At 64.2% G+C, this 24,158-nt stretch carries 18 protein-coding genes and 3 pseudogenes; 8 read left to right on the top strand and 13 right to left on the bottom strand.

Features of this window, described 5'->3' with window-relative positions; genetic code table 11:
* Positions 1-1,355 (top strand): UvrD-helicase domain-containing protein (locus tag BM162_RS16230; protein ID WP_093424272.1); only part of this gene is annotated, 1,355 nt, incomplete at its 5' end.
* Positions 1,356-1,484: 129 nt separating this feature from the next.
* Here BM162_RS16230 and BM162_RS16225 read toward each other — a convergent pair.
* The 3 genes and pseudogenes from BM162_RS16225 to BM162_RS22895 form a co-directional block, all read right to left on the bottom strand.
* Positions 1,485-2,171 (bottom strand): annotated as a pseudogene (locus tag BM162_RS16225) (IS110 family RNA-guided transposase); the annotation flags it as partial.
* 137 nt (positions 2,172-2,308) lie between these two features.
* Positions 2,309-2,695 carry a hypothetical protein gene (locus BM162_RS22900; RefSeq protein WP_177215205.1) on the bottom strand — a complete coding sequence of 129 codons (387 nt, stop codon included), beginning with the start codon at positions 2,693-2,695 and terminating at the stop codon, positions 2,309-2,311.
* A complete protein-coding gene (locus BM162_RS22895) occupies positions 2,658-2,924 on the bottom strand; it encodes a helix-turn-helix domain-containing protein (RefSeq protein WP_177215204.1) in 267 nt (88 codons plus the stop codon). Before BM162_RS22895 ends, BM162_RS22900 begins: the two co-directional genes overlap by 38 nt.
* 510 nt (positions 2,925-3,434) lie before the next feature.
* Here BM162_RS22895 and BM162_RS23300 point away from each other — a divergent pair.
* A pseudogene (locus tag BM162_RS23300) lies at positions 3,435-3,560 on the top strand (transposase); the annotation flags it as partial.
* A gap of 4 nt (positions 3,561-3,564) precedes the next feature.
* On the opposite strand, the pseudogene BM162_RS16205 reads toward BM162_RS23300, so the two are convergent.
* A pseudogene (locus BM162_RS16205) lies at positions 3,565-3,786 on the bottom strand (transposase); the annotation flags it as partial.
* A gap of 380 nt (positions 3,787-4,166) precedes the next feature.
* On the opposite strand from BM162_RS16205, the gene BM162_RS16200 reads away from it, so the two are divergent.
* From BM162_RS16200 to BM162_RS16185, 5 genes are read left to right on the top strand one after another with little or no spacing between them, the layout of a single operon-like run.
* Positions 4,167-9,245 (top strand): DEAD/DEAH box helicase, encoded by a 5,079-nt coding sequence (locus BM162_RS16200; RefSeq protein WP_093424265.1) that lies wholly within the window; start codon positions 4,167-4,169, stop codon positions 9,243-9,245.
* Positions 9,242-12,007, top strand: a complete 2,766-nt coding sequence (locus tag BM162_RS16195; protein WP_093424262.1) for a DEAD/DEAH box helicase — start codon at positions 9,242-9,244, stop codon at positions 12,005-12,007. Before BM162_RS16200 ends, BM162_RS16195 begins: the two co-directional genes overlap by 4 nt.
* A complete protein-coding gene (locus BM162_RS23135; protein ID WP_218153109.1) occupies positions 12,007-14,163 on the top strand; it encodes a DNA methyltransferase in 2,157 nt (718 codons plus the stop codon). Before BM162_RS16195 ends, BM162_RS23135 begins: the two co-directional genes overlap by 1 nt.
* On the top strand, positions 14,156-15,991 hold the full coding sequence (locus BM162_RS23130; RefSeq protein WP_218153108.1) for a DNA methyltransferase family protein: 1,836 nt from the start codon (positions 14,156-14,158) through the stop codon (positions 15,989-15,991). Before BM162_RS23135 ends, BM162_RS23130 begins: the two co-directional genes overlap by 8 nt.
* Complete coding sequence (locus tag BM162_RS16185; protein WP_245759300.1) at positions 15,988-16,806, top strand: HNH endonuclease; 819 nt, start codon at positions 15,988-15,990, stop codon at positions 16,804-16,806. Before BM162_RS23130 ends, BM162_RS16185 begins: the two co-directional genes overlap by 4 nt.
* A 28-nt stretch (positions 16,807-16,834) precedes the next feature.
* Here the strand turns inward: BM162_RS16185 and BM162_RS16180 are convergent, their stop codons facing one another.
* The 9 genes from BM162_RS16180 to BM162_RS16145 all read right to left on the bottom strand — a co-directional run bounded on the left by BM162_RS16180 (position 16,835) and on the right by BM162_RS16145 (position 23,614).
* Positions 16,835-17,023, bottom strand: a complete 189-nt coding sequence (locus BM162_RS16180) for a hypothetical protein (RefSeq protein WP_093424260.1) — start codon at positions 17,021-17,023, stop codon at positions 16,835-16,837.
* Entirely contained in the window at positions 17,004-17,303 is a 300-nt protein-coding gene (locus BM162_RS22445) for a hypothetical protein (RefSeq protein ID WP_143096179.1), read from the bottom strand. Before BM162_RS22445 ends, BM162_RS16180 begins: the two co-directional genes overlap by 20 nt.
* Positions 17,304-17,675: 372 nt before the next feature.
* On the bottom strand, positions 17,676-18,521 hold the full coding sequence (locus BM162_RS16175) for a hypothetical protein (protein ID WP_143096178.1): 846 nt from the start codon (positions 18,519-18,521) through the stop codon (positions 17,676-17,678).
* Between the two features lie 164 nt (positions 18,522-18,685).
* Positions 18,686-19,552, bottom strand: a complete 867-nt coding sequence (locus BM162_RS16170; protein ID WP_143096177.1) for a hypothetical protein — start codon at positions 19,550-19,552, stop codon at positions 18,686-18,688.
* Between the two features lie 340 nt (positions 19,553-19,892).
* Positions 19,893-21,239 (bottom strand): dihydrolipoyl dehydrogenase family protein, encoded by a 1,347-nt coding sequence (locus tag BM162_RS16165; protein WP_093424252.1) that lies wholly within the window; start codon positions 21,237-21,239, stop codon positions 19,893-19,895.
* Positions 21,240-21,250: 11 nt separating this feature from the next.
* On the bottom strand, positions 21,251-22,666 hold the full coding sequence (gene merA, locus BM162_RS16160; protein WP_093424250.1) for a mercury(II) reductase: 1,416 nt from the start codon (positions 22,664-22,666) through the stop codon (positions 21,251-21,253).
* A 12-nt stretch (positions 22,667-22,678) separates the two neighbouring features.
* Positions 22,679-22,909, bottom strand: a complete 231-nt coding sequence (gene merF, locus BM162_RS16155) for a mercury resistance system transport protein MerF (protein WP_093424247.1) — start codon at positions 22,907-22,909, stop codon at positions 22,679-22,681.
* On the bottom strand, positions 22,906-23,202 hold the full coding sequence (locus BM162_RS16150; RefSeq protein ID WP_093424244.1) for a heavy-metal-associated domain-containing protein: 297 nt from the start codon (positions 23,200-23,202) through the stop codon (positions 22,906-22,908). Before BM162_RS16150 ends, merF begins: the two co-directional genes overlap by 4 nt.
* A gap of 13 nt (positions 23,203-23,215) precedes the next feature.
* Complete coding sequence (locus BM162_RS16145) at positions 23,216-23,614, bottom strand: mercuric transporter MerT family protein (RefSeq protein ID WP_093424242.1); 399 nt, start codon at positions 23,612-23,614, stop codon at positions 23,216-23,218.
* A 74-nt stretch (positions 23,615-23,688) separates the two neighbouring features.
* On the opposite strand from BM162_RS16145, the gene BM162_RS16140 reads away from it, so the two are divergent.
* Positions 23,689-24,120 carry a MerR family transcriptional regulator gene (locus tag BM162_RS16140; RefSeq protein ID WP_093424239.1) on the top strand — a complete coding sequence of 144 codons (432 nt, stop codon included), beginning with the start codon at positions 23,689-23,691 and terminating at the stop codon, positions 24,118-24,120.
* The last annotated feature ends 38 nt before the right edge of the window (positions 24,121-24,158 follow it).

Genomic DNA, 24,158 nt, shown 5'->3' with positions numbered 1-24,158 from the left:
TTGGCGACAGGACACGGGGCATCTCCGGCAACTCGGTTGAAATCAGAACGATAGACGCGCTGATCTGTCAGATAGCCGGTGCGTATCACAAGGCGCTCGACCTTCCGTCAGACCCGGCCGTGTGGGCGTACACGCACAATGGCTTCTCAGAGATTGCGGCTCGCGTTGCGGTCTTCCTTCAGAAAAATCGTATTGTGTCGGCTGCGCTGGCGCGCCGCTACCCGATCATTGTTTGCGACGAGCACCAGGACGCTTCGCCCGATCATCACCAGATCGTTCTGGCCATACATGAGCAGGGCGCGAAGCTGCGCATCTTCGGTGATCGAATGCAGAGTATTTACGAAAGAAACGCTATGGCGGCTGAACAACACCGACAGCGGTGGGAGGCGCTGGTCACAAGTGCGGTTCATGATGAGCTGGACCACCCGCATCGCTGGACAAAGGACGAGGAAGGTTGTTCGGAGCTGGGTGAGTGGGTTCTGAGGGCCCGCAAGACCCTTCTGGCAAACGAGCCGCTTGATTTGACCTCGGGGCTCCCCGCTTCCGTCAAAGTGATCTTCGCTGAAAACACCTCACCAGCTCATGGCGGTTACCGTGTCGGATGGCCGCAACGAAAAGCCTTGGATGACCACCTGAACGGTCACGACGAGATCTTCGTTCTTGCCAGCAGCAATGACTTGGTGCGTAGTTTGCGCTCGTTCTGGAACCGGCAGATCCCGATCTGGGAGGGCCACACCCGCGACGCTCTATCTGTTTTGCTTACAGATATCCAATCGGTCAATGGCGATGCCGTCAAGGCTGGTGAGGCACTTACAAGATTCATGTCGTCGATCGCAAAGGGGTTCTCCGCTTCGACACACGGCAACACTTTGAAGGCTGAGATCGAATGCGGGTGCGCCAAAGCCCGGACGGGAAAACCCGGAAACATACAATCTCTTGCCAGAACGTTGCTGGAAGAGCCCAATCATGTTGGCATCTCAAAAGCGATCAAGACGATTGAGCAATACATTGCAAGCTCTGCGGCGGGCTTTAATGATGTGAAAGTCGATCTAAGACGCGAGTGCTGGGAGGCGCAAAGACTCGCTCAGTATGAAGATGCCGCTCAAGGATATGCGGAAATCACCATGCGGCGCAGTGTCATGCGACCTAAACCCTTAGAGAAGACGCTTTCTACTGTTCACAAGGCCAAAGGACTCGAATGCAGAAATGCTATGATTATGCATTGCGATCGCAGAAGCTTCGGCGGTACGATTTACGGAAGATGTAAGTTATATGTGGCCCTAAGTCGAGCAGAATCGTCGCTGGTTATTGTTGTTCCCAGGACAAACCCGAGCCCGCTATTCAAGCTTGATTAGGGCATCAGTGGGTATGTGCGCCGGCGATACGACGCGACCCGTTTTGAGCGGGCGGCGAATGGCAGGTAAGGCCGACCGTGACGGGGCGCTCTTCGCTGCGCCAAGAATTCTCTACCTTCCGCCCGAGCAGATTAGGATCGAAGCATCCGTAATTGGGCTGCCCAGAATGGTCATCAGACGCCGCGCCACTTCGTTCTCCTTGGCTCGACGGGTGATCTCAGCATCCAAGGCCTCAATTTGATCGTCGAGCTGGGCGAGCGTTGCGGTCAGGACCTTCAGTGAGGCCCGTGCCGTCGTTGGCAAATCCGACTCGTCGTCCGCGACCAACGCAATCAGGTGCCGGGCATTCGTCGCGCCCTGCGGCACGACCTGACCGTATTCGGTGAGGTGTCCGCGGAGCGCGTTGATGGCCTGGGTGCGCTGCCGGATGAGTAATTCTCGGACGCGGAAGACGATGGCCGCCCCCTGCGTTTCTTCGCTCTTCACGGGCACGAAGCGCATGTTCGGTCTCTGCGCAGCTTCGCAGATTGCCTCCGCGTCAGCCGCATCGTTCTTTTGCCGCTTGACGAACGGCTTCACGTAGGCGGGCGGGATTAGCCTGATGTCATGGCCGAGCCGTGCCAGCTCCCGCCCCCAGAAATGGGCGCCACCGCAGGCTTCCATCGCCACGAGGCAGGGCGGCAGCTTACTGAAGAACTCCAGCACCGCGGACCTTCTGAGCTTCTTGCGAAAGACCACGCCGCCTCTGGCGTCAGCACCGTGGACCTGGAGCACATTCTTCGCGAGATCCAATCCGACCGTGGTAATCTCCGACATGACCGCCTCCCAAAATGGATTGTTGCGATCCCACCTTGGCACGTCGATGCCGTCGGGGGGCGGTTACAGCATCAAAGCCCTGGGCAGGGCGGCGGAAAAACCCTGCCTCGGAGAGCCCTCGCGTGCTCGAGACGACGCTACTTTTCCCTTCCGGCCAAGGTAGTTTTTCCCGGTGTCCCTTCGGTCGATCCGGCTTCTTCCACAGACTGGATGAGGTCCCGAATCTCGAGGAGTCCGTCGAAAATGCGGTTCGAACTCTCTCTCGCGCGGCGCACCACAATCTCATTTTCATCGTTCTTCCCGGCTAACGCATTGAACGGAACGGTGGTTTTCGCGGTTCGAAGACCCCTTTTCGGCAATAGGGAAGCCGCTCGACCAATTTCAGAACCATCCTCTTCCAGTGAAGAGTCGCGCGGTTGCAGGGCAGACAAGAAAACGCCGGCGCCAAGGCCGGCGTCAACGCACTTCCAGGTAAAGCTGTGGAACTCAGAAGTCGTCTGGCAGGTCGAGGCGAAAGCCGGCATCGAGCGCCGCGGCCCGGTGCAGCCGCCGGGTCTCCTCCTCCGAGAAGCCGAGCTTTTCGGAGATCGCGTCGATGCGTTCAGGCAGGACGCTGCCCTTGCCCCTGGCGATCTTCGACACGTAGGCCCTCGAAACCGAGAGCCGCTCGGCGGCCTCGATTTTACGCATCGAGTGGCGCGCCAACGCCTCCTCGAAGAGAGCTCCGAACCTCGACGTGTCCGACTTGCCCATCACGCCCTCCCGTTCGTGCTCAATAGCGATCGCCGGACCTGAGCTTCTGGTCCACGGAGTAGTCCATCGACGCCATCTCGCCGGAGGCGAAGGCCGCGGTGTTGTGCGCGGTGGCCGCGAACGCCGCCTCGGTGGCCTCCCGGTCCCTGCCATAGGAAACGGTCTTCGCGCGGGAGATGCCCATGCGGGCGCCTTGATTGTAGGCATTGATGCCGGCGCCCATGAAGACGAGCTCCCATCCGGCCTCTTCCTTCTCGCCGATCAGGGCCTTGAGATCCTCCCAGCTGTTTTCCACGGACTGGTTCTCCATACCGTCGGTCTGGATCGCGATCACGACCTTCGTGCCCTCGGCCTTTCCCGCGTCCGCGAGTGAGTCCGCTCCCGCACGGATGGTGGCGCAGGCGGCATCGATCAACGGCGTGCCGCCGCGCGGGTAGTAATCCTCGTCGGTCATGTCCGGTACCTGCGTGATCTTCTCGGCCGGCGCTGGACCGCAGGGTGCTCGAGCTTGCCCGCCAGGACGAAGCCTGGCGGCTGATGATGACGATGCCCGGCGTCGGCGCCGTGATGGCCCTGACGGTCCGCGCGGCGATCGACGACCCGGCCCGGTTCCGGTCGTCGCGGGAAGTGGGACCATGGGCTCGAGCGTGATCCGGCCCGCCCGGGTGTCCCAGTCGCGGTCGCGGTATCCGTTGCGCTGAACCTCCCGCAGGGGTGATCGCGCACCTTTCGCGGCGCCGGTCCGCGCTTCGACTTCGGCTTCCATGATCCGGTCGGCGGCGAAGGCCAGCATCTCGCGCACGAGATCGCCATCAGCCTGCTTCTCAACCAGCTCCATCAGCGCCATTCTGTCGTCGGTCATCGTCGTTTCCGTTATCGGTTCAAGGTCTCGCAACCCGAACCTCTCGAAGATCGGCGATGGCCGCCAGCGTCACGCCCGGCCGCGCGCTGCGCTACGCCGGGGGCTCCGCGCGCGGTCTCTTACACCAAGCGGTGGGACACCACCGGGCGGCAGCGCGAAGCCTTCAGTTGGCTCAAGTGCTGCCGCAGTGTTGGGGGGCGAGGACCTTCCTGTAGTACGGTAGCGATTGCACCGTATCCCCCTCATCCGGGATGCAAGATGGTGCCGTTTTCCGCTTCAGGCCACGGCTCGGGTGACGCGGAATCAAGAGTACGAAAATACTACAACTGCCTGTAACGTTTGGGCTAAGAAGAGATGGGGCGAAGGCAAGACAGGAAACCATGGACGTTTTTTCACTGAACCAGAAGTCGATTGAGCGATATGAAAATTTCTCCCGCTCCTTTGCAAATATTCGATCGGAAGATCTCCAGGCGGCAATCGATAAGGCCTACAATGAGCGCCGATACGTCCGCGAGCCGCTCATAAGTCTGAATCCCCGGTTTAGACCTGGTGCGTCCGTGGATGAGAGGGCTGCCGACGGTACAGTCCTTCCGGATACAGCTAAGGTCTTTCGCCGCAAAGATGGCAGCCCCATCGATCTCTACGTCCATCAGGACCTGGCGCTTGGCATGGCGCAGTCCGGAAAGGGTTTCGTCGTCACTACCGGAACGGGTTCAGGCAAGTCGCTCTGTTTCTTTATTCCACTGATAGACGCTGCCATTCGGGCGCGTGCGGCGGGAGAGAAGCGTCGTACTCGCGCCATCATCATTTATCCGATGAACGCACTCGCAAATTCTCAGCTCGAAGAAATTAACGGTTTTCTGCGTGACTCCGGTCTGAGCGATCCTCCTGTCGTCGAGAGATATACCGGGCAAGAATCTGAAGCTGACCGGGAGAGGATCGCGGCAAATCCCCCCGATATTCTTCTTACCAACTTCATGATGCTGGAACTGCTGCTCACCCGCGCCGATCGAAAAGGGCGCCAGGTCCTGGCGAACGCCCGCGGACTCGATTGGCTCGTTCTTGACGAGCTACACACCTATCGCGGGCGCCAGGGTGCCGACGTAGCGATGCTGGTTCGTCGTCTGCGTGATCGACTGTCGCCGGACCACCTACGGTGCATCGGAACTTCCGCCACCATGGCCTCTTCGGATGCAGTCGCGGAAGACCCGGCGACAGTAGTGGCGAATACAGCTACGATGATCTTCGGTGATCGAATTGAATCTGAGGCCGTGATTGGCGAGACCCTGGTCCGGGCCACCGAAGGAGATGTGGATCGAACTGACTTGAAGAAGTCCATACGCACGCCGCTTGCGAATTTGCCGGATGACCGCCTGAAGACCGAACCGATTATCGTCTGGGCCGAAACTCGCATTGGCTTGACGGACGATCCGATACCGCAACGCCGCAAGCCCCGCACCCTCAGTGAGGCGGCATCCCAGCTCGCGGAAGAGTCAGGCGAGCCGGTGCTGGAGTGCATCGCCGCGCTTGAGCGCGCGCTTTCCGTTGCGTCGATGCCCGAGACCCTGCGGCAAGGCTCATCGGATCGCGGCTTCCTGGCCTACAAGCTTCACCAGTATCTGTCCGGTCCGGACAGTCTGTATGCGACCTTGGGTCCAGAGCATGGACGGACGATCCGGTTCGACAAGCAGAAAACCGACCCGAAGGCAGAGGCACGGCTGTTCGAGGTTCGTTTCTGCCGGAAGTGCGGGCAGGACTATCACCCTGTCCGCGCGTTTCTGGATGGTGCCGGACGTCGATACGTCCCTCGCTCGATCGACGAGGAACCGCTCGACGATGATGACGAGACAGGCTTTCTATGTCGCGCGGAAGGTCTGCCCTTTGAGGGGGATCAGGATCTTCCATCGGCCTGGCTCGAGGAAATGGCAAACGGATCGAGCCGTATCAAGAAAACCTATCGCGAACGCGTTCCATTCCAGGTTTCGGTAGATTCGCAAGGCGTCGAAGGCTCCGGCATCGATATGTGGTTCATGAAGGGAAAATTCTCGCTGTGTCTGCGCTGCGGAGACACGCCGCCGGGGCAAGGTCGGGATCGCAACAGGCTGTCGGGCCTCTCTGCCGAAGGTCGCTCCTCGGCGACGACGATACTTAACTCGGTAGCACTCGAGGAAATGGAAGCTGCGGAAGCCGGCCGCGGCAAGCTTCTGATCTTTACCGACAACCGCCAGGACGCGGCCTTGCAGGCAGGTCATTTCAACGACCACGTCTTCGTCACGAAGCTGCGTGCAGCCGTATTTGCGGCCGTTCGCGAGGCCGGCAGCGGCGGGTTGGCCGGTCGCGATTTCGGAGACGCCGTCCGGCGGGCCCTGGGTTATGCTTGGCCGAACGAAGACAGCCACGAAGAATGGCTGCGGGATGATGTGCGTGGGCGCAAAGCGACTGAGGCTGAGGTGCTGCTATCGCGGATCATCGCCCATCGCGTCTGGACGGATCAGCGCCGCGGCTGGCGCTTTACGAACCCCAATCTGGAGGACCTCGAACTTGTTCGGGTCGAATACGCGATGCTTTCGGAACTGGCCGAGGATGACGCCATCTTTGCCGGCGCTCCCGAGGTGTTGCGCGATGCGACGTCTGATATCCGCTTGAAGGCATTGCGGATCCTTCTGGAACACATGCGAACCGGCCTCGCAATCGATGTAGAAGCTCTGGACCGGCAACGCTTCGAGGAGATTGCCGAGGAGTCGCGACGCTACCTCCAAGCGCCCTGGGCCATCCACGAGAAAGAACGCCCAAGGGAAGCCGCGTGGCTGATGCTCGAAGGCACATCGCGTGCAAACATCTCGCTTCGGGATGAAGGCATCGTGCTTCGCGGCAGCGCCCAGTCGGCTCTGGGCAAAGCCCTCGTCGATGAACGCCTCTGGGGTCGTCGGCTGCGGCGGGGTGAGGTGACCGAAGTTATCGAAGCGCTTCTCCAGGCGACGGCCCATGACGACTACGCCTATGTCCGGGCTCAGCGAACGCCCTTTGGCCCCATGGGCTGGAAACTTGACCCCGGCGCCCTAAAGCTCTGCGCCGCAAGACAGCCCGTGGCCGAAGAAGGCGAAAAAGCTCCGCCGAACCCCTATTTCCGCGAACTCTACACAAGGGTTGCCGACAACATGTTGGCCAGGCGCGCACCGCTGCGGGGCCTGGAGGCAAGGGAACACACTGCACAGGTGGACAAGGACCTCCGCCAGCACCGGGAGCGCCGGTTCCGTTTCGGAGAAGACGACCGGAAGCAAATGCAGGAGATGCCGCATGACAACGAAACCTCCCGGCGTCTTCCCCTGCTAATTTGCTCGCCAACAATGGAACTCGGGGTCGACATCTCCACACTCGAACATGTGCACCTTCGAAACGTGCCGCCGACGCCGGCCAACTACACGCAGCGGGCAGGGCGTGCGGGCCGCGCTGGACAGGCGGCGCTGATCACGACCTATTGCGCCGCACAGAGCCCCCATGATCAGTATTATTTCGCCGATCCAGGCCAGATGGTCGCGGGAACGGTGCAGCCGCCGCTTCTCGATCTCGGCAATGAGGAACTCGTCGTATCCCACTGTCACGCCATCTGGCTGGCGGAATCCGGAGTGGAACTTGCACCGGCGATCGCCGAAGTGCTGGACCTCACCCAAGGAGACGGCAAGTATCCACTCCGAGATGACGTGGCGGCAACTCTATCCGTCCCCGAACTCGCTCCTCGTGCGGCAGAGCGCATGGTGGCTGTCCTCAGCCAGATTGCCGGCCGACCCTTCGGACATGATCTCGCAGAAAGCACCGCGCGCGATGCCTTCGAGAGATTCGACCGGGCTTTCGACTCGTGGAGACGGCGGTTGAGCGCCGCCGAAGACCAGAGAGATCGCGGCTACCGGTTGTCGAAGAGCACCCAGGCAAGCGCCGAGGAACGACGGCAAGGGGACCGATCTTACAACAGCGCACGACGGCAGATCGAATTGCTCAAGAGCGGCAAGGATTCAAACTCGTCGGACTTCTTCACCTACCGCTATCTGGCAACGGAAGGCTTCTTGCCTGGATACAATTTCCCTCGCCTGCCGCTCACTGCTTTCGTTCCCGGGGCCGAACGTCGTGGCCGTGGCGATTTTCTGTCGAGGGCTCGCTTTCTGGCAATCTCTGAATTCGGGCCCGGAAGTATGATCTATCACGAAGGCCAGTCGTTCCGCGTGACGCGCGCCATGCTGCCGCCGCAAGTGCGTGCTGGCGACGGCGTGGGCCTCAACACGGACGTATTGCTTCTCTGTCCAAACTGCGGCTCTATCCAGGGTTCGGATGCTCCCGAGCGCTGTGACGCATGTGGCGCCGGACTGGCCGATCCTATTCGCCTTGACGGCGCGTTTCGCGTCGAGAATGTCGAGGCCGCTCCGGCGGAACGGATTTCCGCCAATGACGAGGAACGCCAGCGCCAGGGCTTCGATATTCAGACGGCTTTCTCGTTCCAGGGCGAACCACACAGGGTTCGGTTGCGCGATGGTGAAGGGAAAGACCTGGCAGCGATCTCCTACGGACCGCGCACCCGTATTGCCAGGGTCAACAAGGGACTGCGGCGACGTCGAGACAAGGACCTCTATGGTTTCAAGATCGGAACCCATAGTGGCCGCTGGCGCGGTTCGGCAGGCGGTGATGATACCGACCCGGATTCACGCCCAAGCGCCGAGCCCGAGCAGACGGTCCTGCCGATGGTGGAGGACCGCAAGAATGCCATGCTTCTGGTTCCCTCGCGTCACCTGGAAGTCGAGGACGTCGCCACCTTGCAGAGCGCCCTTGCCCGCGGCCTCGAGCGGGTGTTCCGTCTTGAGGAAGGTGAAATTGCCGTCGATCCCGTTCCGGATCGGGATGCGCGCAACGGGCTTCTATTCTACGAGGCGTCCGAAGGTGGCGCGGGTGTGCTGTCGCGGATCTCGCGCCAGGAGGACCTGCAAGCGGTGGTCCGCGCCGCTCTCGAGATCATGCACCTGGAAGAGACTGAAGGCGCATGGCGTGACCGCGACGACGCCCCCTGCGTCGAGGGCTGCTATCGCTGCATCCTCACCTATTTCAACCAGCCTGATCATGAGTTGATCGACCGCAGGCGAAGCGAGGTCCGGCGTTTCTTGGCTGACCTTCTATCGGCCAAGGTCGAGGTGGTCGCGCGTATTGGCAAGACGAGTCCAGTTCGCACACCGGCCTCGGAAGGGCCGTGGGCAGACGCGGCGCGCAGGTGGGGAATCGTACCGCCGGACGTGGACCCCATTGCGCGGAGCGGCAAGGTCGCGCAGGCCTCGTGGAGCAAGTTCTACACCGCTGTGACCGAGGACGCAGGCCTTTCCACCGAGCTGTCGAACGAAGGTTACATTATCCTCGAAGCGACAGCGCCGCCCGATGAGATGCCGGAAGAACTCTCGCATGTCGACAAGGTGACTTCATGACTTCGGCTACCCGCGCCCTGACAAGCCCAGGCAGCCTGATCCGTGCACGTGGCAGGGAATGGGTCGTCCTGCCCGGATCGGGACCCGACCGCCTGCGCCTGCGACCGCTATCGGGCATGGAGAGCGATACCACGGTAGTTCTACCGGCACTCGAGCCGGTTCCGCCCGAGCCGGCAATCTTCAAGGCGCCGGACGCATCGCGTATGGGCACTTCCTCGGAAGCGCGCCTGCTGTCGGACGCGTTGCGCCTCAGCCTTCGCCGCGGCGCGGGCCCGTTCCGCTCCTCCGGCCGGATCGCGTTCGAGCCGCGATCCTATCAGCTGGTCCCGTTGATCATGGCGCTGCGCCTCGACCCGATCCGGCTGCTGATCGCCGACGATGTGGGCATCGGTAAGACCATCGAGGCCGGCCTAATCCTCCGGGAGATGTGGGACCGAGGCGAGGCAACGCGAGCCTGCGTGCTGTGTCCGCCGCACCTGGTCGAGCAATGGGTCGATGAACTGCGTGAAAAATTCGACCTGCATGCGACCGCCGTGACCGCCACCACCGCGCCACGTCTCGAACGCGGGCTCGCATTGGACGAGAGTCCTTTCGACGCCCATCCGGTGACCGTTGTCAGTTTGGACTACATCAAGGCTGACCGCCGCCGGGCTGACTTCGCGAGATCCTGCCCGAACTTCGTCATCGTGGACGAGGCGCATGCCTGTGTCGGCGGCGGACGCGGCACAACCCAGAGGCAGGTCCTGTTGAACGGCCTGGCAAAGGACCCGGACCGTCACATGGTTCTCCTCACCGCGACGCCGCATTCCGGTGACGCGGAAGCCTTCGACGACATTCTGGCGTTGCTTCGCCCGGATTTCTCCCACGGCGCCTTGTCCCGAGCTCGGGAAGAGCTCGCACAGCATTTCGTCCAGAGGCGACGCATCGATGTCCGGGAAGAAGGCTGGGAAGTTCCCGGCGCGAAGCGGACCTTTCCCAAGCATGATGTCGGAGAGAGGGCGTTTCAGTTGACGCCCTCACACCTGGCGTTCCACGAGGCCGTCTTGGCGTGGTGCACCGAGCGCGCCGCGAAATCCGGACATGATGCGCGCCGGCGGCGGCTGGCGATCTGGGCTACTCTGGCCCTGATGCGATGTGTCGGTTCCTCGCCAGCCGCTGCGATTGCCACGCTGGAAGCCAGACGCGGCCCGACCGACGATTCCGATCTGGAAGCCGCGATCTTTGACGAGGACGAGGGCCAGCTGACGGATGACGATCTCGAACCGGGGACAGCGGCAGAGGACATGTCTGGCCTCGACGACCTTCTGCGGATGGCCCGAGACCTCGAAGCCAGACCCCAAGAGGATGCCAAGCTGTCACTCCTCAAGCGCGAACTGGCGGAGCTCTGTTCTCAGGGCCATCAGCCTGTCGTGTTCTGCCGCTACATTGCCACCGCCGAGGCAGTGGCCGCCGCGCTCAGGAACGATAAGCCCTTCAAGGACCGGACGATCGAGGTCGTCACCGGCCGGCTTCCAGGCACTGAGCGGAGGGTCCGCGTCGAAGGCATGGCGGACGCGGAGCGTCGAATTCTCGTAGCAACCGATTGCCTGTCAGAGGGTATCAACCTCCAGACCCTATTCGACGCTGTCGTGCACTACGATCTGTCCTGGAATCCGACGCGGCACCAACAGCGCGAAGGACGGGTCGATCGGTTCGGGCAGCCGGCCGATCAGGTGCGCTCCTTGACGATCTATGGCAGCAACTCGGCCATCGACGGGGCCGTTCTCGACGTCATCCTGAGAAAGGCGGCGGCCATCCGGAAAGCCACGAATGTCTCGGTCAGCATGCTGGACGATCGAGGGACGGTGTCCGAGGCGCTGATGCATGCACTGGTATTGAAGTCCGGCGCAGCCTCGGGTCGTCAGGGCGACCTGTTTCGCGACCTCGATCCAGCGGCCGATCTCGAACGACTCTGGCGCGATGCGGAGGCGAACGAAAAGGCATCCCGGGCACGCTTTGCGCAAAGACGCCTGAAACCTGAAGAAGTGATACCGGAATGGCAGCGCGTGCGCGACCTGTTGGGCGATACCGAGGATGTTCGGCGGTTCGTACGCCGTGCCTTGGACCGGGTCGGCATCACGTTCGACGGAAAATCCGTCCCGGTCGATGCGCTACCCGACATGGTGCGCGAAGCTCTCTCCTCGCGGGGCATCCAGGGGCGAACCCGAGTTTCGTTCGACCCGGTCGCCCAGCCAGGAGTCGAGGTGTTGCATCGCACGCATCCCATAGTCGCAACGCTGTCCGACGCCCTTTCCGAAGGAGCCCTGGAGGACGCCCCGGACGCTCTATCGCGATCCGGCGCCTGGATTAGCCGAGCTGCCACCGTGATGCGAACGCTGGCACTTCTCAGGGTCCGCCACCGCATCCGACGCGCTTCGGCCGCATCAGATGATTTCCTACTGGCCGAAGAGATTGTGCCGGTTCTGTGGAAAGGTACGGCCACGAGCCACGCCGCCATCGGCCTCGATGCGCTGAGGGTGCTCGACGAGGAGGTCGGCGCGACCTTGCCCGAGCCGGTGCGGAGGACCCAGGTGCTGCGCGCCCGTGCCCGTATCGAAGACTCTGACGCCCTCACCGCAATCGCCCAGTCTCGCGCCGAGACGCTGACGGCGGATCACGACCGTCTGCGTGTTGCCTCGTCCACGCGGGGTCGCACGATTGTCGAGCCGGTGCTGCCGCCGGACCTCATAGCCCTCCACGTAATCCTGCCGGAGGCCAGCTGATGCGCCATGAGACGATGCACCGCCCCGTCGAGATTGGCGTCGGCCTGATCCTGGAAGGAGGGCTGATCCCGTCAGATATGATCGCGAAGATCGCCCGCGGACAGGCCACCGAACAGGCGGCGACGGACTATGGCGTGCCGAAGGGACTTACCCTCAACGACGAAATCGAGCGGGCTTTTCGCATGGCCCGCGCGGCCAATGATGAGCCGCCGGCCGACGCCACCGCCCAGGTCCGTGCGATACTTCGGGCATTCGGATTCGACGACTTGAAGACCGGGCCCCTGATGGTCGGCGAACGCCACTTTCCGGTCGACCTGTTGACAGCGGATGGCCGTGTCCCGGTGGTCATCGCGCCGGAAGGGGGGCTCGACCGCGCGCGGCATGAAGGCGGCCCGGCCGGGCGGTTCCGCTCGCCCGCGCTGCTCCTGCAGGATGCGCTCAACGCCTCTGATGACGCACTCTGGGGGCTCGTCACCGACGGCAAGCGTATTCGTCTGATGCGCGACTCCGTACGCCTCGGCCGTCCGGCGCTCCTCGAGGCAGACCTTGGCGCGATCCTCGATACCGACGACCTCGGCGCCTTTGCCGGTCTCTGGCGGCTGATCCACCGAACCCGCTTCGGCCGCGGCGAGGCCGTGGAAGGCCCCCTGGAACGCTGGAGCAAAGCAGCCGCCGAGCAGGGTGTTGCCGCCCGTGAACGGCTGCGTGACGGAGTTGAAGCGGCGCTGCGAGCCCTCGGTGCTGGTGCGCTGGCGGACCCCGCCACACGTGCCCGGATTGAGACCGAGGAAAACCCGGCGGAGGCGCTCCATGCCGAAGCCCTACGCGTCGTCTACCGGCTGATCTTCGTCCTCACCACCGAAGATCGCGACCTCCTGCACGCTCCCGAAGCCACAGACGAGGCGCGAGAGACCTACGCCGAGGGCTACGCCATCTCACGCCTCGCCCTGCGCGCCCGTAGGCGGGCCAGTCGCGATAGGCACCACGACGCGTGGGAAGGCGTGAAGGTGCTCTTTCGCGCGCTCCAGAAAGGTGAGCCGCTCCTGGGCCTGCCCGCCCTCGGCGGCCTGTTCCGCGACGGACTGACTCCGATCCTCGACGCGGCCACGCTGCCCAACCGCCATTTCCTCGACGCGCTCTACCACTTGGCCTGGATACGCGACGGCCATGTACTGGCGCGGATCAACTGGCGCGACATGCAGACCGAGGAACTTGGCTCAGTCTATGAGTCCCTCCTCGAACTCGTGCCCCGCCTGGCCGAAAACCACACGCTCCTCGACTATGCGGGCGGCGCGGAGACTCGCGGCAACCAGCGCAAGACTACCGGCTCCTACTACACGCCCGACAGCCTGGTGCAGGCGCTGCTCGACAGCGCACTCGATCCGGTGATCGCCGACCGCCGGCGCGGCATCGGCACTCCGAACGGCGAGACCGGGGCCGAGGGCATCCTGACCATGACAATTTGCGACCCGGCCTGCGGATCGGGGCACTTCCTGCTCGCCGCCGCCCGCCGCATGGCCGATGCGGTGGCGCGGACGCGCGCCGAGGCTGAGGGCGAGACATTCGACCCCGCTGCCTTCCGCCATGCGCTGCGCGAGGTCGTGGCGCGCTGCATCTTCGGGGTGGACCGCAACGATTTCGCCGTCGAACTCGCCCGTGTTGCGCTCTGGATCGAAAGCGTGGAGCCCGGGCGGCCCCTGGGCTTTCTCGACGCCAACATCCGCCATGGCGATGCTCTGCTGGGTCTGTCGGACCTAACCATGCTGACCGAGGGAATCCCCGATGCGGCCTACAAGGCACTGACCGGGGACGACAAGGGCATCGGCTCGGACCTGCGCAAGCGCAACAAGGCAGAACGCGAGGGGCAGGGCGATCTGGGTCTCGACGGTCCAGGTGGGCTCCCGCCCGCGCTGGTGGCCTTCGACGAGCGGCTCCATGGCGCAAGCCAGGACACGCTGGAGGAGGTCGAGCGCCTGCGGGCGAGCTTCGAGGCACGCGGTGCCGACGCCGAGCGGCTACGGCTGCGGCGGGCGGCAGACGCCTGGGTGGCGGCGTTCCTGCTGCCGAAGAAGCCGAATGTGCAAGTGCCAACCACGGCGAATATCGGTCGCATCCTGGCCCGCGAAGGCGACCCGGTGCTGGTGCAGGGTGACTGACACCGCGGCCGAGGCGCATGTGCTGCACTGGCCGATCGCCTTCCCGGCGATCTGGGCGCGCGGCGGCTTCGACGTTATGCTGGGCAATCCGCCATGGGAGCGGATCAAGCTACAGGAACAGGAATTCTTCGCATTCCGTGCGCCCGATATCGCCGAGGCCCCGAACGCCGCGGCGCGGGGCCGGATGATCAAGGCGCTGGCAGAGGCGGAGCCGGGCACACCCGAGCAGCAGCTTCACGCCGCATTCTGGCAGGCCAAGCGGACGGCCGAGGCGGCGAGCGAATTCGCCCGCGCCGAAGGCGGGCGCTATCCTCTGACCGGGCGGGGCGACGTGAACACCTATGCGCTCTTCGCCGAGCATTTTGCGCGGTCGGTGAACCCGTACGGCCGGGCCGGGGTGATCGTGCCGACAGGTATTGCCACTGACGCGACCACGGCACCGTTCTTCGGATGGCTGGTCGAGGAGCGGCGGCTGGTGCGGCTCTTAGATTTCGAGAATTCGGCGCCAATCTTTCCTGGCGTTCACCGCAGCTTCAAGTTCGCCCTCCTGACCCTCGGGAGTAATGTCGACGAGACGCGCTTTGCCTTCTACCTCACCGACCCGTCGCAACTGGCGCACCGCGAACGTTCATTCGTCCTGACGCCAGAGCAGATCGCTCGCATCAACCCGAATACAAAGACCGCACCGGTCTTCCGCTCACGCCGAGACGCCGAGTTGACGGCAAAGATCTACGACGCCGCGCCGGTGCTGATTAACGAAACTCGGGCAGACGGAAACCCGTGGGACATGAGCTTCTATACGAGAATTTGGCACATGGCAGAGGACTCGGAATGGTTCCGAACCGCCGCTCAGCTGGAGGAGGAGGGCTGGCGACGCGACGGCACCGACTGGACCCGCCCGCGCACCCACAGCCCTCGGCCGGACTCAGCGAGGCCAGCGCAGTCTGCGATGGATCTCGACGGCAGCGACGCCCGCTCCCTGCCGCTCGCCCATGCCGAGGAGCGGATGGTGCCGCTCTACGAGGCGAAGATGATCCACCAGATGGATCACCGCTGGGCAACCTACGAGGCGGACGGTTCCAGGTCCCGTGACGTTTCAGGCGATGAAAAAGCAGACCCCAGCTTTGAACCGACGGCACGATACTGGGTGCCGGATGCAGAGGTCGAGCAGAGACTTCGGTCGAAGGGATGGAATAGATCATGGCTCCTTGGGTGGCGAAAGATCACCCGAGCTACTGACGAACGGACACTCATCTCAACGATTTTTCCCAAAGGGGCGGCCGGAGACTCGCTTCCGTTGGCGCTTTCACAATCGGAGCCTTCACTCGTGGCGGGCCTTGTAGGAAGCATGAGCAGCATCCCTCTTGACTACATTGAGAGGCAAAAAATTGGCGGAACGAACCTGACCTTCCAGTTCCTGTTCCAACTCCCCGTCCTTCCTCCTACCTTTTACTCCCCCGTGCGCCTTGCCTTTGTCACCCCTCGCGTTCTCGAACTAACCTACACCTCCCACGCGCTGGCGCCCTTCGCTCGCGATCTGGGCCATGACGGCCCGCCCTTCGCCTGGGATGAGAACCGCCGCGCGCTGCTCCGCGCTGAGCTCGACGCCTTCTACGCCCGCGCCTACGGTCTGTCCCGGGACGAGCTGCGCTATATCCTTGACCCGGCGAGCGTCATGGGCGCCGACTACCCCTCGGAAACCTTCCGAGTGCTGAAGCAGAAGGAAGAGCGGCTCCACGGCGAATACCGCACCGAGCGGCTGGTACTGGAGGCCTGGGATCGGCTCTCGGCCGACTGGAGGGCCATAGGCCTGGGCGAGGACGCGTGAGCTTCGACCTCGCCCCCTCCGGCCCGGCACGGCTGATCCTGCAAAAGGCAGGCTACGACGGCGGCTGGACGCTCCAACCCGAGGGCACGATCCCCGCCGCGCTCGACGATCCGCCCTGGATGACCCTCCGCTCGCAGAACGCTCCCGGACAGATCGCCCTCGCCATCGCGCCGCCCGGCTATGCCCTGCGCACCATCCCCCGCGTCCTGCGCCGTCTGGCCGAGGAGGGACTGGGCGCCCCCGAGGCCGACCATCTGCGGTTCGAGACCCTTGCCGAGCTGCGCACAGCCTGCCTGCGCGCCTGGCACCTCTTCCGCGCCCTGCCGGACGCTCCCGAGGCCACCTTCAAGGCCGAGCTGAAACGGGAAGGCCAGTCTTGGTCCGGCCCCGCCTCGCAGGACCTCGATCCGACCCGCGCCACCACCCGCGAGGCCCAGGTTCGCCTCCGCGTCGGCCAGAACACCTTCCGCGCCGCCCTCAACGACTATTGGGGTGGCCGCTGCCCACTGACCGGCATCACGGACCGCGCCCTGCTGCGCGCCAGCCACATCGTCCCCTGGGCCGAGTGCAAGAGCGACGGCCAGCGCCTCGACGTCTTCAACGGCCTGCTGCTGGCCGCCCACTGGGACGCCGCCTTCGACGCCTTCCTCGTCGGCTTCGATGCCGAAGGCCGGGCCGTCGCATCCCCCAATTTGTCGAAGGCCGGCGCGAGGGCCCTCGCCCTGACCACCGCACCGATCCTCGCCCTTGCCCAGGATCATGCCGCGCCGCTGGCCTGGCACCGCGAACGAGTCCTCGCGGGGCATCAGAGTTGACCGGAACCCCATCCGAAGGGCGGAGTGGCTACTCGGCCGCCGGCGGCTTTTGCTCAAGCGTCTCTTTCATCAGTGCGAGCATCTGGGAACGGAAATTCTGTTCCTTCTCAAGGTCAGCGACCCGTGCCTTCCACGCGTCTTTCTCGGCATTGGCCTGCGCCAGTTGCTCCTCGCCTTCGAGCTTGGCATTGCCGAGGTCAGCGATCTCCGCTGCCATGTGATCGATCTTCGACAGCAGGTCGCGGATCTGCGCGCTGATGGCCGAGATCGATGTCCTGAGCCGCAACCTTCTGTCCGGCCTTCTTCCGAAGGCCTTCAAGCTCCTCGCCGAGGTAGAGTAGCACCGCGGTCTCGACCATTGCGCCGATCTCCTTCACCGCAGCCCGACTTTCGCCAGGCAGTGCCGCGATCAACCGCTGTTGACGTTGCCGTTTCCGGTCCTCGACGAGCCGCTGCACCTCCCTGTCGAGGCATTGCGCGTTGATGCTGTCGGGCATGCCGAGCCAAGCGCACTATATGCGCCGTAAGGGCGCCCCTCGGGGTAGCCGATGATCCTCATCTGGCGGCCGTAGTCGGAGGCTTGCCTGATGGTTACCTCGACCGTGCGCAAGGCGCCTTCGTCACGGTTTTCTTTCAGTTGCACGGAGACTTCGCCCCGGGCGAGGTCGGCCTGCATCGTCGTGCTATGTTCTCTCTGCCAGGTATCTGAGTTGCCTGGTGCCTGCAGTGTCATGTCGCTCATCCGAACACCCTTTCTATGCGAAAAGCCTCCGGGCCGGGGGATGGGCCGGCCCGCATCGCTGCGGGGCCGGTCCGTTCCTCGGTGCGAAAGACAGACAGACAGCCTGCCTGTCTGATGTGAGGCGGCCTCAGGCCAACTCGAGGAAGCGGTCCTCGAGGCCCTTGTTCACCTGGGAGAGGTGAAGGCGCTTGTGGGCACTCAAGTGCTTGAGTTCGGCGGCACTCGCCTCCGTCAGGAGTTGGAACGCGTCCCGGGCGTAGATGTCCAGGTCATCACTCCCTCCGGCCAGGCAGCTCCGGGGGTTCAAGTCCTCGGGGTAATGCATCGTGCGCTTGGTGCGACTGCCGCGCTCCGCGGAGATGACACCGATGATGGCAGCATCTTCCCGTGCGATGCGGGTCGTCGAGAACAGGACGGCCCCGGCGGGCAGAGCGTCGAACAGCTTCTTGCGCTTCCGATTGGCCGCGTCCCGTATGCGCTTCCTCTCCTCGTCCTTGCGGCAATGGAGGGCCCGGGAGGCCAAGTTCGCGAAGGCGAACGCCGTGAGGCCCTGGAGCCTGTCGTCGAGTTCGAAGAAGTACGGGACCTCGCTGACCATCTGCGCCTTCAGTCCCGTGCCGACATCGATTGCTGTCGTATCGGGGAGTTCGCCCCAAGGGATCACGCTGTCGATCTCGGCGAGCGTCCGCACGAAGAGCTGGGCGTCGGAGAGCATCTGCTCGCTGGCGGATCCGCCCGGCCTGTAGTCCCGGTAGGCTCCTTTGATGGAGCCCTCGACCTGTGGGTGGATCGTCACCCAGAGGGCTCCGGACCAGTTGCCCATCCCGCCGATCGAGAGCGAGAGCACTTGCAGCTCCCCGTCCGTCCGGTCCGTCTCCAGCGTGACTACCGCTTCGCCCGAGTAGAGCGTGGTCTTCGAGACCACGGAGTCAAGGAATTGCCAGCCGACCATCTTGCCGTCGGTCCGTGTCATCGTGTCATTCATCGGAAGAGCCCTTTCTGTCCGGATTGCCATCCGGGCCGGGGGATGGATCGGCCCGCATTTCTGCGGGGCCGGTCCCTCCACCGGTGCGAAAGACAGACAGGGAGAGCCGGCGGCTCGGAGGGCGGATGCCGCCCGAGCCGCACGGTGCCTCGTCAGGCAAGCTCTGCGAACGCCTCCGCCAACCCCTCGTTGCTCTTGAGGAGCGACAGGCGCTTGTGGGCGCTCAGGTGCTCCAGCTCGCCCGCATTGCCCTCCAGCAGCAGGCGGAACGCGTTCCGGGCGTGGATATCGAGATCCTGAACTTCGCCCGCCCGATAATGACGCGGGTTCAGGTCCTGCGGAAATCGGAGCGTGCGCTTGGTTCGGCCGCCGCGCTCCTCACTGATCACGCCGATGAGGGGCTCGGAGTGAAGGTGGTACTGGGTCGAGAACAGCACGGTTCCCGTGGGGAGCGCGTCGAAGAGCTTCTTGCGGGCCTTGTTGATCACGCCCTCCGCGTCGGCCTTCCTCTCCATGCGCTTTTTCCAGTCAAGCTTGTAGGCGAACTGGGCGAAGGCGATCGCGAAGAAGTCGAACACCCGGGGGTCCAGCTCCGCCGTCTCCGGGATCACCTCCTCGACAAGCGCCATCCGGTCGGGAAGCGTTGCCTGGACGCCGCCGAGCGGCACCTCGTGCCAGGGGATGAGGTGAACCGTGCTCTGCAGGATCGCGATGGCGCGGAGCGCGTCCTTGGCCTGATCCGCGGTGCGCGAGCGCGGGTGACCGATCACCGACCATTCGCCCCGGCGGTCGTGGCCCGCGATCGGCTTGCACCAGCAGGAGGCCGTCAGTTCGCCGGTGGGCAGGTCGACCTTGACCTCGATCTTCTTGAGGATGCCGTCGCTGCGGCGCTCGGTGATCTCGAGCGTCCCGCGGATCTCGTGGGTCTCGTAGGTGCGCGTGATGACGCTGTCGGTGCTCTCGACCCACTGCTTGGGGGAGACGGCGTCGGTGACTCGGGGAGTGGTCGTGTCGGTCATGATGTACCTCGTGAACCTGGCGTGAATGAATGCGCCGAAGGGTGGATCGGCCCGCATCAAGGCGGGGCCGATCTGCTCTTCGGGGCAGGGGGCCGACCGGGCTGAATGAGGATCGGGAATCTTCCGGCTGCGGGCTTCTCCCAACCGGGCGCGCCCATATCTCCCGGGTATCAGGCGCTCAGGCACGCTCGACCTGACCACCTCGCAAAAGGCCCCGGAGTTGGCGCTTGGCTCATTCCGGGTTTTGGGACACGGCGCCGGGAAACGGTTAGTTTCCCGGCTCTGAACATTCTTATCGCGCCTTTCTGCGCCGATCTCTACGGGCGAAGACGGGCAGGGCTCAGAAAAGCGATCCGATGTCGGATGCCCCCGTCGGGTAGGCTGCCGGCATAGTCTTCACCTGTGCTGCCGTCAGCCCGAGCTTGATCGCCAGTGAGAAGATATTGATCAGCTCGGCGTAATCGGGTCCGAACATGTGCGCGCCCAGGATCTTGCCGTCCTTGGCGGTGATTACTTTCACGCCTGCATGGCTTTCGCCAAGACGCTTTTGCGAGAACCAGCCAGAGGTATCGGTGAAACGCACCTCGACGTCACCCCTCGCGCGCGCTTCCTCTTCAAGCATGCCGACCCGCGCCAGTTCTGGGATGGTGAAGACCACACTCGGCACGCCAGTGTAATCGGGCTCTGTCCGCTTTTCCGTGAGCATGTTCGACACGGCGATCTTGCCTTCGAACACCGCCACCGGGGTCAGCGGCTTGCCGGGCGAGGCGGCGGCGTCGCCGGCCGCGAAGATGCGCGGACTTGACGGCGATTGAAGCCAGGGCGTGACCTTCACGCCGCCTTGCTCGGTCTCAATGCCCGCGGCACCGAGCTCGAGATGGTCGATCGAGGGCACCCGCCCCGCGCCGTGCACAACGAGATCGGCCTCGACGGTGTGGCTCTTGTCCGCCGTCCGATAGACCACGCGGTGCGCCCCATCCGCATCCTCGACCCGCTCGATCGCGGCCTCGTCGATGATCTCGATCCCGGCGGCGCGGCTACGGTCCAGCAGCATGTCGACAAGGTCCGGATCGAACATCTTCAGCTGCCGTGTGCGGCGGTCGAGGATCGTCACCTGTGCCCCGGCGCGTGCCGCGATATGCGCGAACTCGAAGGAGATGTAGCCGCCGCCGACGAAGGTGATCCGTTGGGGCAGCTCGGCGAGGTTCAGGAAGTCGGTGCTGTCGATCAGCTTCTCGGCGCCGGGGAACTCCAGAAGCCGCGGCTTCGCCCCAGTGGCGATCAGCGCATGGCGGAAGGCAATCTCGCCCTGACCCTCGATTTCGATCCGGTCCTCGGCGGTGAAGCGGGCCCGGCCGTGCAACGGTCGCACCCCGGCCTCTTTCAGCCCAGCCTCCATGCTCTCGGGCACGGGGTCGGTGAAGCTCTCCTTGTGCTTCATGAGCTCCGGCCAGTTGATCCGGGGCTCCCCTGTGATGCCTTTGCCGGACAGTCGCCTTGCGGCCTCGATCGCCTCGGCTCCGGCGCGAAGCATCTTCTTGGGATCGCACCCCCTAAGCGCGCAGGTGCCGCCATAAGGGAGTTCGTCGACTATGGCGACGGACCAGCCGGCCTTGCTGCATTTCTTCGCGGCGGTGATCCCGGCCATGCCGGCACCGATGACGATCAGGTCGAGCGTGGCGGTCATGAGGTCTCCTTTCAACCGGCGCAGCAGCTGAGAGCAGCCACGTCTTTCTCGAAGGTTTGCGCGGCGAGCTTCAGCCCTTCGACGGTGGTGAGGTAGGGCATGATGGTGTCGCCCAGCTCCTCGTAGGTGAGCCCCGCCTTGAGCGCCATCGCCGCGGTCTGGATGCTGTCGGCGCCCTCGGGGGCGAGGTTCTGAGCGCCCAGCAGTCGCTTGCTGCCTGCCTCGGCCACCAGCTTGATCAGCCCACGCGTATCGCGGGCCGCCAGCGCGCGCGGCACGGCGTCGAGCGGCAGGACCGAGGTGACGACCTCGTGCCCCGCAGCGCGGGCCTGCGCCTCGCTCAGGCCCACGCCCGCCACCTGCGGGTCGGAGAATACCACCCAAGGCATCGTCCCGTTGTCATAGGTGCGCGTCTCACCGGCCACCGCGTTCCGGGCGGCGATCTTGGCGCCATAGGCCGCCATGTAAACGAACTGGTCGCGCCCGGTCACATCGCCCGCGGCCCAGACCTTTGGGTTGGCGGTGCGCATCTGCGCGTTGACGACGATCCCGCCTCGCGCGTCAGTTTCGATCCCGGCGGCACCGAGGTTCAGCCCGTCGCTGTTCGGCACTCGGCCGGTGGCGAGCAGCAGCCGCTCGGCGCCGAAATCTTCTCCGTCCAAGGCGGTCAGGCGCACGGAATCAACATTGCGTGCCACGCTCTCGTAGCCTGAGACGCGCGCAAGGCGGATGCCCTCCTCAGCAAGGTAGCTCTCCAGCGCCTCGGAGATCTCCGGCTCGGCCTCCGGAAGCACGCCCCTGCGGCTGACCAGCGTCACCGCGACGCCGGCACGGGCGAAGAGCTGGGCCAACTCCACGCCGATGTAGCCCGCGCCGAGGACCAGCAGAGAGGCAGGCAGCGCGGTCATCTCCAGCGCCGAAGTGCTGTCGAGGGCGTCGACCGCCTCGATACCGGGGATTGCCGGCACATGCGGCCGGGAGCCGGTCGCGATGATGAACTTCATCGCCGGAAAGGCTGAGCCGTTCACGGTCAGCCGGCCCTCGTCGTCGAACCGGGCGCAGCCCTCGATGTAGTCAACGTTGTCGTGCCGTGGCAGCACATCGGCGTATTTTGCCGCGCGCAGCTCATCCACCAGCGCCTGCTTCTGTGCCACCGTCCCGGCCCAGTCGGTAACGCGGGCCTCGCCCTCGATCCCGTCGAACCGGTTGGCCGTGCGCGCATGGTGCAGGCCTTCCACCGCGCGGATCAGCGCCTTGGAGGGAACGCAGCCCACGTTGACGCAGGTGCCACCAATGGTTCCGTCACCGATCAGGGCGACCCGGGCCCCGGCCTCGGCAGCGGTGATGGCGGCCGAGAATCCGGCTGAGCCGGCGCCGATCACGGCAAGGTCGTAGGCGCCACCCTTGGGAGTGCAGCAATCTCTCATGTCAGTCTCTCTTCAGCTGGTGCGTTGGCGCCGCCAGAGCGCATAGAGGGTGATGCCGATGAACACCGCGAGCGCTGGCAGCAGCACGATGTCCAGCCAGCCCAGCAGGGCGGAGAGCCCGACGGCGGCCAGCAGGATCACCAAGATTGGGGTGAAACAGCACAGCGCCACGACGACGGTGCCGATCAGCCCGTATTTCAAGAGGCGGTCATTCTTTCTGGAGCGGGTTTCGCGTTCGCTCACGACCCGCTCCCGTCGGCCAGTGTCGCACCGTATCCGACGCCGGTGACGGTCGCGATCAGCGCTTCGGGATCGGTGACGGAATCGTCGTAGTGCAGAACATAGGTGCCATCTTCGGCGTCGCCTTCGACGAACTCGGCGATCTCAACCGTGTCCACCCGCTTGAGCGCGGTCGCGACGATGTAGCTGCACGAGGGGCAGGTCAGCCCCGTGACGTGAAGCCGGGTCTGCGCGTCCCCGGCGAGGACTGTGGCGGGAGCGAGAAGCAGGATCGCAGCAAGCAGGATGCGTTTCATAGGGAACTCCGTGTCAGAACGTCAGGACCAGAGGAGCGGCATAGGGAAAGGCCAAAGCCAGGAGCACCACAACCAGCGCCCCCCAGAGCAGCCCTCGCATCAGCCCGCGATCCACCGGACGAGCGCAGGTGCCGTCTCCGCAATCTTCAGAGGACGCCGGACGGTAAGCTTTCCAGAAGCCGAAGCCGAGCGCGGCGGCCGCGAGGGAGAAGGTCACCCACTTGTAGGCGTAGAGCGCGGTGAGCTGCCCGATGAAGACGCCGGTGACGCCAAGGCTCACCAGAACAAGAGGCAGGATGCAGCAGGAAGTCATTGCCAGCGCGCCGAGCACTCCGGCGCCGGTCGCGGCCCATCCCGTCCTGTCGGGCCTTTCATCAGTCTGTCGCTCGGTCTCGATCGTCTCCGACGTCATCGCCTCATTTCCGTTGTCACTCATCGAGCGGCAACGTAGGGTCTGTAGTAGCTACAGGATCAAGGAGAAATCCGTTGCCAGACGATCACGCCAACGCGAGCGACCTGAAGCGCTCCGATCTCGCCCGCCTGACCGGCTGCAATCTCGAGACGGTCCGCTACTACGAGAGCGTCGGCCTGATGCCCAATCCGCCGCGCACCTCTTCGGGCCATCGCCGCTACGGTGCGGGGCACGTGGAGCGGCTCAGCTTCGTGATGCGGGCCCGGGATCTCGGCTTCACCATGGAAGAAACCCGCGGTCTCCTGGACCTGGTTGATCGCGGAAGCCACACCTGCGCCAACGTCGAGCGGATGGGGCGCCATCATCTTGATGTGGTTCGCGCCAAGATCCGCGACCTTCAGGCGATCGAGGCCGTCCTCGACAAGACCATTGCGTGCTGCACCGGCTCCGATACGTCTGAGTGCCCGCTGATCGACATCCTTCAGCAAGGGCATGCGGCGTCGTAAACGGGCTGGAGTCCGCGCCGCATCGGGCAATCTCGCAG

This window comes from Tranquillimonas alkanivorans (genome assembly GCF_900115595.1).
Lineage (GTDB): Bacteria > Pseudomonadota > Alphaproteobacteria > Rhodobacterales > Rhodobacteraceae > Tranquillimonas > Tranquillimonas alkanivorans.
The sequence above is the reverse complement of the archived record's forward strand: the minus strand, read 5'-3'. Positions and strand labels throughout refer to the sequence as shown.

Bases quoted from the DNA above. Each gene is read 5' to 3' on its own strand.
- BM162_RS22900 (WP_177215205.1), bottom strand. From the start codon at position 2,695: ATGCCGGCTTTCGCCTCGACCTGCCAGACGACTTCTGAGTTCCACAGC.
- BM162_RS22895 (WP_177215204.1), bottom strand. From the start codon at position 2,924: ATGGGCAAGTCGGACACGTCGAGGTTCGGAGCTCTCTTCGAGGAGGCG.
- BM162_RS16200 (WP_093424265.1), top strand. From the start codon at position 4,167: ATGGACGTTTTTTCACTGAACCAGAAGTCGATTGAGCGATATGAAAAT.
- BM162_RS16195 (WP_093424262.1), top strand. From the start codon at position 9,242: ATGACTTCGGCTACCCGCGCCCTGACAAGCCCAGGCAGCCTGATCCGT.
- BM162_RS23135 (WP_218153109.1), top strand. From the start codon at position 12,007: ATGCGCCATGAGACGATGCACCGCCCCGTCGAGATTGGCGTCGGCCTG.
- BM162_RS16180 (WP_093424260.1), bottom strand. From the start codon at position 17,023: ATGGCAGCGGAGATCGCTGACCTCGGCAATGCCAAGCTCGAAGGCGAG.
- BM162_RS22445 (WP_143096179.1), bottom strand. From the start codon at position 17,303: ATGCCCGACAGCATCAACGCGCAATGCCTCGACAGGGAGGTGCAGCGG.
- BM162_RS16175 (WP_143096178.1), bottom strand. From the start codon at position 18,521: ATGACACGGACCGACGGCAAGATGGTCGGCTGGCAATTCCTTGACTCC.
- BM162_RS16170 (WP_143096177.1), bottom strand. From the start codon at position 19,552: ATGACCGACACGACCACTCCCCGAGTCACCGACGCCGTCTCCCCCAAG.
- BM162_RS16165 (WP_093424252.1), bottom strand. From the start codon at position 21,239: ATGACCGCCACGCTCGACCTGATCGTCATCGGTGCCGGCATGGCCGGG.
- merA (WP_093424250.1), bottom strand. From the start codon at position 22,666: ATGAGAGATTGCTGCACTCCCAAGGGTGGCGCCTACGACCTTGCCGTG.
- BM162_RS16150 (WP_093424244.1), bottom strand. From the start codon at position 23,202: ATGAAACGCATCCTGCTTGCTGCGATCCTGCTTCTCGCTCCCGCCACA.
- BM162_RS16145 (WP_093424242.1), bottom strand. From the start codon at position 23,614: ATGACGTCGGAGACGATCGAGACCGAGCGACAGACTGATGAAAGGCCC.